The sequence below is a fragment of the Streptomyces netropsis genome, assembly GCF_014203545.1.
Lineage (GTDB): Bacteria > Actinomycetota > Actinomycetes > Streptomycetales > Streptomycetaceae > Streptomyces > Streptomyces netropsis.
Window position 1 is genome coordinate 305884 of sequence record NZ_JACHJG010000008.1, and the last position, 14289, is coordinate 320172.

The following is a 14289-nucleotide window of genomic DNA, read 5'->3' on the forward strand; positions in this document are numbered from 1 at the left end:
GGTGAGCTACTTCCGATGAGCGGCCGTGTACATCTCTATCACCGCTACCCGAACCTCTTGGAAGATCAGCTCCTTGACCTTCGCCTCGTACTCCTGACCGCTTTGAATATTCATGGCCCTCACCATAGCTTCGACCTTTCCCTCGACGCCGAAGTCCTTGATCCAGGCCGATACGGAATTAACGTGCCGGTCCGCAAGGGTACCGGCATTGCGAATGGGGCGCATGTCCCTTGCGTATTTATTGTCCAGCTTCTTGCGCTCTTCCGCCAAGTCCTCCGGCTTCGCGTTGGGGTCCGCCGCCTTCTGCCTCAACCGCTCCAGATCCCGGTCGCGTCGCTCCCGGATACTCGCCTTCTCCTCCTCTATGGGCCGAGCGCCGGTCAGATCCTCGCCAAGCCGCTCCCCTCCGGACTCGGATCCCGAAAAAGCCGCCGGCAGAGACTCAAATATCTTCTCCATCTCCCCGCTTCCACGACCTCCCTCGTTCGCCTTGACCAACCTTTGCACCGTCAGGGCATTCGTCACCATGGCCAGCGGATCACGCTCCACCTCCTGACCGCCCAGAAGCCACGCCGCCTTGAGCATGTCGGTCCGCTCCTTCCTGGGAATATCCTTGGCCTGCGGCTTCCCCCGGAAGAAGTTGTCGGCGTACTTCACGAAACCATTCCATTGATTTTTTTCAGTCAATTCCTCCGCGATGCCGACCTTCTTCTCTCCCTTGACCTCTTTGGTGAGGTAGATATGGCTGAGCTGTTCAGCCGATTTGAACCCCTCACCCACCACCACCTTTTTGGCAGACTTATTCCCCTTTTGGGTCCGACGCAGAGAGGCTTCCCCTCCAGCATCCGAAAAGTCCAGGGCGTCCTGCTCCCTCTGCTTAATCATGTCCATTCCCCGCGTCTTACGCGTAATGGCAGGAGGCGGAACAGGCTTGCTGACAGTATGCCGAGGGACGACACCCGGCTCCTTTGGGGAGATATTTACGTGCTCACCTGCCTTGACGATAACAGGATTGTTCTCTATTTCTATGGCAAGCTTGTGCAGGAACTCCAGGACCTCACGCTGAGGGATCGTTACCTTCAGCCCTTCGAGGACTAGGTCCTCTGGGTTGAGTACTGCCTGGATCCCGAACTTTTCCGCACCTCGGATTGCGAGGGCGGAGAGCCGATACCAGGTCCGCATCCCCGCGAGAACAGCACTCAGCACAGGTCTGGGAACGCCACGGGCGAACAGCTTCCGAATCTTGGGCCGGATACGGGCAACGATGCGAGCAAGCCGCTTTTCCTTCGCCTCCGGCGAGTTCTCGCGTTTCCTGCGCTCATCGCGCTGCTGCTTGCGCTTGTTCCACCGCTCGCGCAAACGGTCCCGCTGCCGCTTGAACGCCTCGCGAATCCTCTTCGCACTATTCGTCAGCGACTTCCCGAGCTTGCTGTTCTTGAGCCTGCGGCCCAGCGCCCGGGCGGCGTTGCCCACCTTCTTCAAGGCACCCTTCACCGCCGCCTTGGCGCCGTTCAGCGCACGGCCGGCCAACGACGGACGGCCCGCACGGGCCGGGGCCTTGGCGGGGGTCGCCTTGCCCGAGGGCGTGCGTTCACGCCGGGTCGGCCGCTTCTTGGGGGACGGCCGGGACCCCGTCCGGCGGGGGCCCTTCAACGCCTGGCCGGCTCGTTTCAGGCTCGCCTTCGCCCGGTTCACCGCGGCCCCCGCCGCCTTCCGTGGCCCCTTCGTCGCCTTCGCCAGGCCCTTCATGATCTTCTGGGCCATCGCCTTGAGCCGCCCGCCGACCCCCTTCGCCGCCAGCTTCAAGCGGCTCAGCAGGAAGTTGGTGATGAATTCGAAGAGCGCGACCACACCCGCCGCGACCGCCTGGGCGAACAGGCAAGCCGCTCCCACACCGCCCTTGACCGCCTTGAGGAAGCCGAAGAACTTGCCGAACGCGGCGATGATCTTGCTGATCGTGCCCCAGGCCGCCATCAGGCCCTGAATGATCGTCATGATCGCCCCGGCAGCCGGCACGATCATCGAGACGACCTTCTCGACCACGATCGAGATGATGATGGCGGGCAATGACTGGACCAGTGCCTGCCAGGCCATCCGTCCGATCTGGGCCATCGAGACGCAGCCCTTGACCAGGACGTTGATGATGGTCTTGCCCAGGCCGAGGACCGACTCGACCTTCTCGTTGAACCACGACTTCACCGCCGTCTTCACGGCGCCCCACAGGTGGTTCTGGATGCCCTCCTTGGCCGCGCTGCCCAGCTTCGACAGCCAACCGCCCGGGTCCGGGGCGATGTCCGCGACCAGCGCCGCGAACTGGCCCAGCATCGCGATCGCCTTCTGCGCGAAGTCGATGGCGGCCACCACGGCATCGCGGACCATGTTGACCGCGGCCTTGAGGCCCTTCTCCAGCAGGTTCAGCAGTTTGTTCAGGCCGGCGGCCAGCAGGTCGAGGAGCTTGTTGACCGCGGCCTTGAGCTTGTCGGCCCACTCGTTGACCTTGGCTATCGCCTGGTCACGCCATTGCCGGATCTTGTTCCGGAACTTCTCCCGCAGCCCGGGGAACGCCGCCAGCAGGACGTCGCCGATGGCGATCAGCGCGTCCGCGAGCTTCTTGATCAGCTCGACCGCGAACTTCCTGGCCTGCTCGATCGCCCAGTTCGCGAACTCCCGGAATTTGTCGATGATCCCGTTGACGATCTTGCGGAAGAAGTCGAAGATCCCGGTGATCACGTTCAGCAGCGCGTCGAACGCCGCCTTCACCTTGGACTTGACCCAGCCCCACGCTCCGGAGGACTCCTCCTTCTTGCGTTCCTTCTCCTTGCGGGCCTTCTCCTCCGCCTCCTTCCGGTTGTCCTGGATCTTCTTGTTGTCCTCGTCCTGGCGCTTGCCGACGTCCTTGTCCGTGTCGGTGCGCTTGGTGTCGATCTCCTTGTTCTTCTCGCCGTGTTCCTTCACCGCGTCGGTGTCGGCGCTGGCGATCTCCTCGTCCTGCTCCGTCTGCCACTGCGTCCGCTCGGCCCGCACCTGCTCGGCGGCCTGGCCGCGCTCGCCCGCCTGGGCTTCGGCGTTCTCGGCGACGGCCTGGTCCTGGGCCTCCTGGCTCTCGCGGCGCTCCTCGGCCTCGGCCTGCTTCTGCTGGGACTGTTCCTGGCCCATGCGGCCCTGACCCTGGCCGACCGCGGCCTGGATCTGCGGGCCGCGCTCCTGCTGGGCGACGACCGCCACGCCCGGCTTGGCGCCGGCGGCCGCACCGGCCCGGCGCCGACTGCCCGTGCCGCCGACGCCCCCGGGCACGTCGCCCCGGAGCGTCTCCCCGGGCACGTCCGGGTAGATCTGGTCCTCGCCCATAGGCTTGGCCGCGTCCTCGCGGCCGACGCCCAGGATCTTCGCCGAGGAGGTCTTGAGGTTCTCGGCCTGCTGGTCGGTGCGCCTGGGGTCGCTCTCCCCGCTCAACTGCACCTTCGGCGCCTTGACCGTGCGGTTCAGGGCGGCGTCGGTGACGGGCACCTCCCCCACCGCCTTCTGCATGTTCTGGACGTCCTGGGCACTCACCTGGTTCGCCGGATCGTCCGAGACCGCCGGACGGGGCACGTCGGCCGCCGGGTTCGGCCCCCCGGCCTTCTCGCCCTCGGCCTTCTTCTGCTCCTTGCCGCTCTCCGCGCCCTCCCGCTCCACGTGCTCGGTGACCTGCTGGGCGGGGGCCGCCTCCTCCGGCGTACCGGAGAGCGTGCGCGGGGCGCCCGAAGGACGTTGCGCGGTAGGGGCGTCGGCCTCCAGAGCGGCGTGCTGCTCGCCGACGGAGCGGTCCACCGCCCCGTCGACGCCGTCGAGCGTGGGCTCCATCTGGTCGGGCGGCAGGGTGCCCGCCGTGGCGAGGGCGCTCTGGGGGTCCTGGCCGGAGACGTCGGGAGGTGCCGGTTTCTCCGCCTCCTTCTCCTTGCCGCCCGCGCCACCGCCACCGCCGCCACAGCCGCCCTCGCCGCCACCGGCCTCCTCGGTGGTGGGCTGCGGGGCGCCGGCGCAGGCGCCACCGCCCTCCTCCATGGAGGCATCCGGACCGGCCTGCGCACCGGGGGCACCCAAGGCGCCGGGTGCCTCGGCCTGCTCCGCGGCGGGACCCATGGCCCCGAGACCGGGGCCGGGATCCTCGGTCTCCGCCATGGCGCCGGAGGCTCCGGCAGGGTCCGAGGGCCCTGGGCCGCCCGGTCCCGGGCGGGCCCGCTCGGCGCGGCCGCGCCCGTCCGTCGGCGTGGCCTCGGCGGCGGCCGGTTCGGCGTCCTGCCGCCCGGGGTCGTCGCCGTACGAGGACTCGGGCGCCGCCTCCTGTTCCGCCTCCGGGCCCTGCCGGCCTGCCTCGGGCCTCCCTGCCTCGGGGTCGGGTCCGACTTCCTGCTCGACCGGCTGGTCCGGCTGGAGGTCCCGCGCCGTGCGGCTCTCCGACTCCCGGTCGGTCTCCCGCTGGGCAGAGACATCGGCCTCGGGTGCCGGTGCGGGCCGGTCGGCCGCGGCTTGTTGGGGAGCGGGCGGTTCGGGTGCCTCCTCGGCTTCCTCCCCCGCCTCGTTCTCCCGGTCCTGCTGGATCTCGTCGGCCTTGGTGCTCGGTGGCTCGGGGAACGAGGGTGCTTCCTGCGCCGCCGATCCACCGGCGGAGACGTCGAGCCGGTCGGCAGTCGGCACGGACGAGACATCGAGATCGGTGCTCGGGACGAAGTCCTCCGGACGCAGCTCCGGACCGGCCGGCTTGGCGGCCTCCGGCTCCTCGTCCTTCGGGGTCTCGACGTCCTTCTCGGCCTCCGCCTCCACGCCCAGCGGCTCGTCCTCCGCCTTGCCCTTCTCGTCGTCGAGCAGGCCGTGCCGGGCCAGCGGACTGTCCTTGGCCCCGGCAAGCTTGTCCACCTGTTCAGGGCGCGCCGGACCCGGCTGCTGGTCCTGGCGCCGGTCGACGGCCTTGGGCCTGGAACCCTCGGCAGGGCGGTGCGGCCCGGCCATGCGCTGCTGCTCGGGTGCACCGGGGGCCTGCGCGGCGGCACCTGCCCGGGGTGGCTCGGCACCCACCAAAGCCCTGGCGGCGCCGACAGCGGCTTCTTGCGGACGCTTCTCTCCAGCCGGGTCCGTCTCCCCGGCCTGGGGCTTGGACTCCTTGTCCTTGGCGGGCTCCTCCTCCTTTGCCTCCTCCTCGGACTTCTCGTCCTTGCCCTTGTCTTTCTGCTTGTCCTTCTGCTTGCCTTCCTTTCCCTCCTCCTCCTTCTCCTCCTCCTTCTCCCTCTCCTCTTCCTCGCCCTTCTCCCCCGCCGGGTCCTTCGGCGGATCCTTCGGCGGGACTTCGGGCTCCTCGGCCGGTTCGTGCGTCGGTTCCGTGACCGGCCCCGGGATCACTCCCGCGTCCGTCTCCGCCGGGCCGCGTTCGCTCCGCTCCACCAACTCAAGCAGCCGCTCGTGGTCCGACGACGGCAAGCGGAGAGCGAGCCTCTCCAGCACCGACGCCTTCAACTCCGGTGCGAATCGCGTCAGTTGCTGCCTCACCCGGCCGGTCGTGTCCGTCGGGTCGCCACGCAGCGAGCGGAGGATCCCCGCGGTGAGGCGGTCCACCAGCGTCGCCGGGTCCAGCAGCTCGGTGCGGAACCGGTCGGCGCTCACCCGTGCGTACCGCAGCCAGCCCGGTGTGGCGTTCCGCGTCACCTCCGGGCGCGGGAGCTCCGAGCGGGCGCCGCCCTCGGCCTGCTGTTCCACCGCGTCCTGCGGCATGCTCACCGCGCCCAGGTCGCGGCCCGCCTTCAACGCGCCCAGGGGGTGCGGCGCCTGGACGGTGTGCAGCAGTTCGTGGGCGACCAGCCGCCGGCCGTCCTCCGTTCCCGGGCGGAATCTGCCCTCGGCGAAGAAGACGTCCTCGCCCACGGTGACGGCGTCCGCGCCCAGCAGATCGGTCAGCAGTGCCGCGTCGCGGTCGGTGTGGACACGGACGCGGCTGAAGTCGTGGCCGAGCCGCTCCTCCAGCTCGCGGCGCAGTCCGAGGTCGAGCGGCTGACCGGCCCCGGTGATGATCTCTTTGGGTTCCGGGGTGCGGGCCTTGGGCGCGCGAGCCTTGCGCTTGCGCTGCTGCGAGGCCTCGTTCGTCTGCTGTTGAGCGGCGGACACCTGGACCCGGCTCATGCGCCCCGCCCCCTGATGTCCGTACGGCTCGCGCCCGTGTCTCCCCGGCCCGTCAGCCCCGCGTGCACCGCGCGCGCCAGCGCCGCGCCCAGCCGGTGCGGGGAGGCGGTGGCCGGCAGCGGTGGCAGACCGCGGACGAGGTCCAGGCAGACGCCGGTGTCCTCGGCGATCGGAACACCGCGGTCCCGGACCAGCCGGTGGAGTTCGTGCCGGAAGGCGTCGGCAAGGAGTTCGTGGTCGACGTGCTCGAAGCCGTGCAGGGCCAACTCGCCGATCTCGACGTGGACGCGCCCCGGATCGCGCGCCGGATCCGTCACACCCATCCGCGTACCTCCGACGGGGTCAGCGAGCGTTCCAGCTTCACGTACTCGGTGCGCGCGGCGGCCAGCATGTGCCGCATCCGCAGCGGGCTGCCCTCGTCGGCGGCGAGGAACGCCGCCGACAGTGCGATGTTCCTGATGGAGCCGCCCGCCACGGTCAGCTGGGCCAGCCGCTCCGGATCCAGGGCCTCGCTCGGTGTCTGTTCGGGGATGACACGGCGCCAGATCTCGGCCCGTTCCGGCACCCCGGGGAAGGGGAAGTCGACGATGAAACGGATCCGGCGCATGAACGCCTGGTCGAGTGCCTGCTTCATGTTGGTGGTCAGGATGGCGAGTCCCCGGTACGCCTCCATGCGCATCAGCAGGTAGCTGACCTCGAGGTTGGCGTAGCGGTCGTGGCTGTCCTTGACCTCGCTGCGCTTGCCGAACAGCGCGTCGGCCTCGTCGAAAAGCAGCAGGGCACCACCGCGCTCGGCGGCGTCGAAGACCCTCCGCAGGTTCTTCTCGGTCTCGCCGATGTACTTGCTGACGATCTGGGAGAGGTCGATGACGAACAGGTCGACGCCCAGTTCGCCCGCGACGACCTCGGCGGCGAGTGTCTTGCCCGTTCCCGAGCCCCCGGCGAACAGGGCGGTCACGCCGAGGCCGCGCCGCAGCACCGCCTCGAAGCCCCATTCCTGGTAGACGGTGGCGCGTCGGCGCACGTGGGCCACGGCTTCTCTCAGCGCCTCGCGCTGGCGGTCGGCGAGGACGAGGTCCTCCCATCCGGCGCGGGGTTCGATCCGGCGGCCGAGTTCGTCCAGGGACATGCGCGCCTCGGTCAGGCCCGCTCGCCACGCCAGCTTCTTGACATCGCCCTCGGGGGCGCGACGCACCGCCGCGCCCGCCGAGCGGATGACATGGGCGGGCAGCGAGAACTGGGCGACGAGGTCACGCACGTCCTGTTCGCGGATGCCGACGACGCCTTCGAGTGCGCCTGTCCACAGCCGCAGTTGCTCGTCGGGGGTGAGGGGGTGGGCGGTGACGCGTTCGCGGCGGGCCGTGCCGCCCGGCTGGGGTTCGTCGCTGGAGACGATCACGGGTACGGGCAGCTCGGCGAGGAACGCCTCGGCCGTGCCGCGGCGTTCGCCCGCCCGGTCGCCGCCCTCGACGAGGAGGGCGGCCGGCAGGAGGATGGCCTCGCGCTGCCAGAGCCGGGCGAGCCGGTCCCGTTCGGCGGGCTCGGTGGGCAGGTCGTCCGCGGCGGCGGTGTACAGGGCCAGGCCCGCTCGGTCGGCGGCGGTGGCGGCGATGTCCCAGCGGGTGGCGCGGTCCGCGCCGACGAGTTCGGTGTGCGGCGGCCCGTCGAAATCGGCACCGGACCAGGCGCGGGCGATGCTCTCGGCGGCGTCCTGGTGGCCGGGGGGCAGCTCCTCCTGGCCGGGAGCCCGGTGTCTGAGCAGTCCGTGCAGGCGTACGTCCAGGTAGGGCACGCCGACCAGGAAGTGCAGGATGCGCTCGTCCAGGCGTAATCGTGACGTCGTCGGGGAGGTTTCGTCGTCGAGCTCGATCAGCCGCCAGCGGCGGAGCGGCCCGACGGGGGTCAGCGCGCTCCAGTGCGGGTCGTCGAGGGCGGCGAGCGCGAGGGCGAAGGTGGGGTGGGGGCGGGCCGGGTCGCCGCAGGCGGCGGCGCAGCGGGGGCCGGTGGTCGGGGCGGTCTCGGCCGCGGCGGCGAGGACCAGCACATCGCGTTCGAAGGGGGACAGGCCGAGGCAGGAGACAACGACCGTCAGGGCGTCGAAGGACGGGACGCCGCTCGCCGGGGCGGGCGGGGAGACGGATCCCCCTGCGTGCTCGGTGGCGGGTTCGCCGGTCGGTGCGTCCGGGGCGGTGCGGGTCCCGGCGCGCGGGCGCGCGGAGGCGTGCGCGTCCAGGCGTCGTAGCACCGCCTCCACGGCGGCGGCGAGCGCCCGCTGGTGTGCGCCGTGCCGCTCGTTCATGTCCGCCCCCGACGTGTCGCGGTGCGCCGCCCGGTCCCGGTCCCCCGTCTCGTCACCGTCCGGCCCCCGTCAGCGCGTCTCGCCGAGGTCGACCGCCGGTCCGTCGAAGGTCCCCTCGTCCGAGAACGTGAGGGTGCTCGGCACCCCGTCGACCTGGACCCGGACCAGGTAGGCGACCGGGCGTACGCGGGCGATCGCGATCCTCAGGCGTTTCGGGTCGGGCCGCTCGCCGAGCGGGAAGGGCGCACGGAACTGGTATCCGGCGGCGCGCCTGCCCGGGGGTGGCTGCTTCTCGTCGAGCAGGAGCAGCACCCGCTGGTCGGCGCGGAGCGGCATGTCGAGGTCGAGGACGAGGACGGCCGAGACCTCGTCGTCGCCGGCGCGGCCCTCGACGCCGATGGGGCCGGTGATGCCGGGGCGGCGGGCGAACGTGGCGGCGTTGGATTCCAGGCCCCAGTGCGGTGTCGCCGGGATGCCCAGGTTGACGGCGTGCAGCAGCTGCACCGGGTGGACTCCGGGCGGCAGGTCGTCCGGCACCCGGATGACGGCCTGGTCGTCGCGTACCTTGTCGGCGTCGAGCGGTAGCTCGCGGCCGCCCACCCGGGCGGAGACGCGGTCGGCGCGCAGCCCCGTGCCGCGGGCGACCAGTTCGTGGCCCGCCGGCACCGGTCCCTCCACCGGTTCGGTGCCCGGGGGTGATCCGGCGGGGCGGGACAGCAGCCGGTCGATGAGCGGCTGTCGGGTCGGGATGGCTCGCACGGTGCGGCGCAGGACCGGCTTCCCGGCCATGGGTTCCTGCCTGCCCTCGATGAAGACGGCGGTGCCCTGGTAGGTCAGGGACAGCGCGTAGGGGGTCTGGAAGAGCATCGACCAGAGCTTCGAGGCGTCGTCCACGTCCATCTGCGAGGGGGTGAACCGCACCCGCTGGGGTGCCGCCGCGAGGTCGCTGCCCACGAGGAACGGCGAGGCCACGGCCTCGTCGATCAACTCCTTGGGCAGGGTGGGGAGTTCGTGCAGGGTACGGACGACCGAGCCGAGCAGTCGCTGGGCGACGAGTTCACGCTCGTCGCCGTAGAAGCTGACCAGGTAGTGCAGGTCGAGGGCGGCGGCGGGTCTGGTGAGCAGGGTGCCGTCGCCGGTACGGGTCGGTGTGTCGCGGTTGCGCAGCGTCCCGTTGGGCGTGACCTGGTACAGGAAGACCGTGACCGTGGGCTGGGCCGGGGGCTGGGCGGGCGGTTTGATGGCGGCGACGTCGACGGCGAAGGGGACGTCGAGGGCGACGGAGTTCGCGATGAGCAGGCGCAGCGCTTCGGTGACGGTGGCGATGGCCAGCGAGTTGCTCATGACTCCCCGCCCCTTCCCGCTCCCAGGTACTGGTCGAGTGTCATGGCGGGCTTCGGTCGTCCGCCGTCTTCGGTTCCGGTGCGCCTGTCCGGCTTCGCCGGGCTCTGCCGGTGCCCGGCGGTGACCTCCAGGCGGCCGATGCTGACGTGGACGACCCGCTCGGGTGGCTTCTGACGCCGGCGCCGGTCTCCGACGGTCGTGGTGTCGGCGGGCCGCTGCGGCGGCTTGGGGCGGGCGGCCGAGACGGCGGGGGTGCCGGGTTTCGGCGTGGAGGGCCGGGAGGCCGGTGGGGTGGGATTCCGGGTGGTTCTTCCCAAGGGCCTGCCGGTGGCGGCCGGGTGTGCGGCGCCGGTGTGCCCGCCCGGCGTCCGTTCGCCGTTCGGTGCGGCGGTGGCGGCCGGTGGCAGGGGCGGGGCGACGAGCAGGGGCCGCGCGGGAACGAGGCGTACCGCGGGGGCGGGGCGCTGCGGGGCCGGCGTCGTCGCGCAGGGCGCGGGCGGAGCGGCTGGTGGGGCCGGTCGTGACGGGGCGGGTACGGGTGAGGGCCCGGCGGCCCGGGCGGCGCCGGGAGCGGGCGGGGGGCCGGCGGTCGGCCCGGGTGCGTCGGTCCCGGCCGTCTCGATCCGTTCGAACGGTCCTGGCAGGCGCGGGCGCAGCCTCGCCACGGCGGTCGGCGTGCCCTGCCGGCCGGGCACGTGGCGCGCCAGCAGGCGGTCGAAGAAGTCAGGCATCCGCACACAGCTCCAGGTAGTAGCGGCGCCGCAGCGGGCTGAGCGCCAGGATCTCCGGTTCGCTCCAGCCGTACGCGGTGGCGAGCAGATGGACGTCCAGGAGGGTGTCGCGGGCCCAGGCGTCCAGCTCGGCCCACAGGTAGGAGGCGATGTCGAGTTCGGCCTGGGTCGTCTTCCCGCACGCCGGGCAGGCGACGTTGAGTGTCACGTCGGCGAACGGGTCGGACTCCTCGGAGACCGCGGCGATCCGCCGCTGCACGTGTTCGGGCAGGGGCCGGTCCGTCGCGTCCTGTCCGCCGCGCTCGGACCGGAGGGTGCACCGGGCCAGCAGCGCGGCTCTGGCCCGGTCGTCCGGTACGGCCTCGACCGCGGCGAGGTCGGCGGGGGTGGGCAGTCTGAACTCGACCACCCACTCCCCCACTTCGACGCGGATCGGCTCGGCGGGCACGTCGCCGGCGGTGCCCGGACCGCCCGCGTCGAACTCGAACTCCATCTCCTCCCCGCACTCGGCGCAGTCGGTGCGCACCTCCAGTCGCGCCCCGAACAGCGCCCGCCGGACGGCGAACAGCTCGGCGTCACGCTGTCCCACCGGCACCGAGAGCAGTTCCCCGGCCTCGGAACCCGGGCGGGCGAGCCCGTGCAGGAGCAGGGCGCGCCCGCCGTCGTCGGACGCGAGTCCCGCCTCCCACGCGGCGAGCAGCGCCCCGGCCTCCAGGTGTTCCATCCGTGACCGGCCTAGGCCGGCTGCTGGTACGAGGGCTCTTCCGGCTCGGGGACCTCGTAGTCACGCTCCCAGCCCTCGCATTCGAGCTTGAGGCTCTGGATCGCGACCGCGTTGGCGTTCGCGTCCAGTTCACCGACGATCTGGTACTCGCTGATCCAGGCGCGGTAGAGCTTGTGGGAGACCGCGACCTGACCCGCCTCGTTGAGCACCTGGATGACGATGTCCTTGCGGAAGTCGGCCAGGGACACCTCGGAGCCGCGGCCCGCGCCGACCATCCACACCTTGTTCGCCCAGCGGTCGAACTCGGTGTCGTGGGTGACGCCGCGTTCCAATGTGACGGCTTCGAACTCGGTGCGCCCCGGTGACTTGCGCGGAGAGCTGGCGTCGCCTCCGTTGCGGTGCTTGACCACCTCGGTGGTGCGCTTGAGTGGACTGATCTTGCTGACGCCTGCGACGACGCGCCCGTCCCAGACGACCAGGAACTTGAAGTTCTTGTACGGGTCGAACCGCTGCGCGTTGACCGTGAACTCGGCCATGGAGCTCCTATACCTCGATCTGTCCGGCCATCTGCTCGATCTTGACGATCACGAACTCCGCGGGCTTGAGCGGAGCGAATCCGACCACGACGTTCACCACGCCGCGGTTGATGTCGTCCTGCGTGGTGGTGTCCTTGTCGCACTTGACGAAGTACGCCTCGCGCGCGGCCGTGCCCTGGAACGCTCCCTGCTGGAAGAGCGTGTGCAGGAACGCGCCGATGTTGAGCCGGATCTGCGACCACAGGCGCTCGTCGTTGGGCTCGAATACGACCCACTTGGTGCCGCGGTACAGGCTCTCCTCGAGCATCAGCGCCAAGCGTCTGACCGGTACGTACTTCCACTGGGAGGCGAGGACGTCCGCCCCCGCCAGGGTCCGCGCGCCCCAGATCACCGGGCCGACGACGGGGAAGGAACGGAGGCAGTTGAGCGCCACGGGGTTGAGCAGCCCGTTCTCCCGGTCGGTCATCGGCACGGTGAGCGCCCGTACCCCGGCGAGCCGGGCCTCAGTGCCGGCCGGTGCCTTCCACACCCCGCGCTCGCTGTCCGTGCGGGCCATGACCCCGGCGACGGCGCCCGACGGCGGGAAGGCACGGAGCCGCCCGGTGACGAGGTCGACCATCTCCAGGTGCGGGAAGTACAGGGCCGCGTGCGGGCCGGGAACGGACTCGAACATGGGCAGGCCGGCCCGTGCGGCGTCGATGCTCCGCCAGGAAGCGGGCGCGTCGGCCACCAGGAACATCCGCTTCTCCTGGCACAGGGCCACGGCGGCGGACAGGACGGTCGCGGCGTCGTCGACGTTGGTGTAGGCCGCCACCTCGGGCAGGATGAGGAGGTTGACGTCCTGGACCTCGCGGAGGGCGTTGATACCGGTCTTCCCGGCCTCGCTGCCGATCAGGTCGGTCGGTCCCGGCGGGCTCGCGTCCTGACCGCCGTCGAGGACGAAGGCGGGCGGCCGGGCGAAGTCCTCGAGGCCGAGCGGTCCCGCGGCGTCGCCGCTGAAGTGGACCACGTCGTCCTTGTCGAGGGAGCCCGCGACGACCTGGAGCCGCTGCCCGAACGCGGTGACCCGGGTGCCCGCGAAGGCCCGCTTGCCCGGGGCGTCGGGAAGGGCCCGCAGTTTGCGTTCCAGTAAGAGGGCGAGTTGCGGCACGGATTTCGGTGGCGCGTCGCCGTCGGCCTGCGGATCGTAGATCTTGAATGTGTGCTTGACCGCACCGATTTTCATGTCGATCGCCGAGGTCAAATCCGGAAGCCGCTCCCCGAACGGCTTGGAAACCGTTCCCACGGGGTCGGGGCGGCCGCCCCGGGCCAAAGTCACCTGGACCAGGGAAGAAGCGGAATCCACCAGGGCTTTCACGTAACGAGGGTGGGCCGGATCCATGGAGATTCCGGTGAAGGATTCCCGCGAACCGCCCGCACTGTCGAAAACGTGCAGGTTGAAGGTCTCTTTCGGCTTCGGCGTGTCGTAGTCGATCGCGACGCGCAGCCCGGAGCCCCATACGCCCGGCTCCTTGGCGGTCAGCCCCAGCGCGTCGGCGGCCGCCTCGGTCTCGCTCGACGTCAGCGTCACACCGGCGGACTTGCCGGTCCCGGCGGCGCCCACCCGTACGACGACCGCGACCGATCCCCCGTTGAGGAAGAACTGCTGGACGGCATAGCTGACCGCGCTGTCCGAGGCGAGACCGCCGAACCGGCGCTCGTAGTCCGCGAAGCTGGTGATGGTCACCGGCCGGTTGACCGGGCCCCGGCGGGTGTGCCCGAGGAAAGCCGCCACGGACGTGCTGACGGCCGTGATGGTGCGGACGCTGCTGGGAAGTTCTTCGATGTAGACGCCGGGATAGGTCGGTTGCACCGGCATTGACCCTCCATTTCCTCCGGACGCCAAGAGATATGAAGGGGAGCTGATCGTTTTTCAGCGTTCGGCGCGCCGTGCAGCGTCGCGCATGCGAATGCAAAATAGGACGTTCCCCGCCATAAACCTCGCGACTCCATGTCGCGAGGGACTCAAGCACCCGCTTGGGACTCCTGGTGCCTCTGCGCGTGCCCATCATGAGCGGAACTCGAAGCATGCGTCAAGATCTGAAAAGAATCTGCATTTTCTTCAAGTGCGCTTCCCCATAGATCAGTTGGGAAATGATCTACACCCCTGCAAGCCTGATCCACGGATGCGGAGAATTGAATTCCGATCCGGGGCGCGCCGCGCCGCGCATAAAGCGGCCGAGTCCGGTGGAAAGCAGCCGGTCAGCCGACGCGAGCGGGGCGGGTGGCGCGAGCGGGGTGCGGGTGACCGATGCCCACCGCGTCGAGCCGACCGTTCCCGCCCACACCGCGACGTACACTGCAGTGGTGTCGGGCAGGTCCCTGCTCCGCCCGGCCACCTGTTCGCCCCCTCCCCAGCCGGACCGGATGATCCGGCCACTCGGGTTTCAGCCGCCCCGGGAATCGGGGGCCGGTCCCGTCGACGGGTCGCATGCCGCAGCCCGTGCGGCAGTGGACAGGTAGCGA

At 70.6% G+C, this 14289-nt stretch carries 8 protein-coding genes; all 8 read right to left on the reverse strand.

The window, feature by feature from the left end; all coding sequences use genetic code 11:
• Window positions 1-6 precede the first annotated feature (6 nt).
• The 8 genes from FHS38_RS20895 to FHS38_RS20930 all read right to left on the reverse strand — a co-directional run bounded on the left by FHS38_RS20895 (window position 7) and on the right by FHS38_RS20930 (window position 13642).
• Window positions 7-6150 carry an eCIS core domain-containing protein gene (locus FHS38_RS20895; protein ID WP_184735547.1) on the reverse strand — a complete coding sequence of 2048 codons (6144 nt, stop codon included), beginning with the start codon at window positions 6148-6150 and terminating at the stop codon, window positions 7-9.
• On the reverse strand, window positions 6147-6473 hold the full coding sequence (locus FHS38_RS20900; protein ID WP_184735549.1) for a hypothetical protein: 327 nt from the start codon (window positions 6471-6473) through the stop codon (window positions 6147-6149). Before FHS38_RS20900 ends, FHS38_RS20895 begins: the two co-directional genes overlap by 4 nt.
• The gene (locus FHS38_RS20905; RefSeq protein WP_184735551.1) at window positions 6464-8449 is read right to left on the reverse strand and encodes an ATP-binding protein; all 1986 of its coding nucleotides are present in this window, start codon (window positions 8447-8449) and stop codon (window positions 6464-6466) included. Before FHS38_RS20905 ends, FHS38_RS20900 begins: the two co-directional genes overlap by 10 nt.
• 69 nt (window positions 8450-8518) lie before the next feature.
• On the reverse strand, window positions 8519-9793 hold the full coding sequence (locus FHS38_RS35535; RefSeq protein ID WP_229822615.1) for a Pvc16 family protein: 1275 nt from the start codon (window positions 9791-9793) through the stop codon (window positions 8519-8521).
• Window positions 9790-10524 (reverse strand): hypothetical protein, encoded by a 735-nt coding sequence (locus FHS38_RS20915; protein WP_184735553.1) that lies wholly within the window; start codon window positions 10522-10524, stop codon window positions 9790-9792. Before FHS38_RS20915 ends, FHS38_RS35535 begins: the two co-directional genes overlap by 4 nt.
• On the reverse strand, window positions 10517-11248 hold the full coding sequence (locus tag FHS38_RS20920; RefSeq protein ID WP_184735555.1) for a T4 family baseplate hub assembly chaperone: 732 nt from the start codon (window positions 11246-11248) through the stop codon (window positions 10517-10519). Before FHS38_RS20920 ends, FHS38_RS20915 begins: the two co-directional genes overlap by 8 nt.
• 11 nt (window positions 11249-11259) lie before the next feature.
• Entirely contained in the window at window positions 11260-11784 is a 525-nt protein-coding gene (locus FHS38_RS20925; RefSeq protein WP_087924793.1) for a contractile injection system inner tube protein, read from the reverse strand.
• A gap of 7 nt (window positions 11785-11791) precedes the next feature.
• Window positions 11792-13642, reverse strand: a complete 1851-nt coding sequence (locus FHS38_RS20930) for a phage tail sheath C-terminal domain-containing protein (protein ID WP_184735557.1) — start codon at window positions 13640-13642, stop codon at window positions 11792-11794.
• Window positions 13643-14289 lie beyond the last annotated feature (647 nt).

Excerpts from the sequence above, each read along its gene's own strand:
- FHS38_RS20895 (WP_184735547.1), bottom strand. The coding sequence starts at position 6,150 with ATGAGCCGGGTCCAGGTGTCCGCCGCTCAACAGCAGACGAACGAGGCC.
- FHS38_RS20900 (WP_184735549.1), bottom strand. The coding sequence starts at position 6,473 with ATGGGTGTGACGGATCCGGCGCGCGATCCGGGGCGCGTCCACGTCGAG.
- FHS38_RS20905 (WP_184735551.1), bottom strand. The coding sequence starts at position 8,449 with ATGAACGAGCGGCACGGCGCACACCAGCGGGCGCTCGCCGCCGCCGTG.
- FHS38_RS35535 (WP_229822615.1), bottom strand. The coding sequence starts at position 9,793 with ATGAGCAACTCGCTGGCCATCGCCACCGTCACCGAAGCGCTGCGCCTG.
- FHS38_RS20915 (WP_184735553.1), bottom strand. The coding sequence starts at position 10,524 with ATGCCTGACTTCTTCGACCGCCTGCTGGCGCGCCACGTGCCCGGCCGG.
- FHS38_RS20920 (WP_184735555.1), bottom strand. The coding sequence starts at position 11,248 with ATGGAACACCTGGAGGCCGGGGCGCTGCTCGCCGCGTGGGAGGCGGGA.
- FHS38_RS20925 (WP_087924793.1), bottom strand. The coding sequence starts at position 11,784 with ATGGCCGAGTTCACGGTCAACGCGCAGCGGTTCGACCCGTACAAGAAC.
- FHS38_RS20930 (WP_184735557.1), bottom strand. The coding sequence starts at position 13,642 with ATGCCGGTGCAACCGACCTATCCCGGCGTCTACATCGAAGAACTTCCC.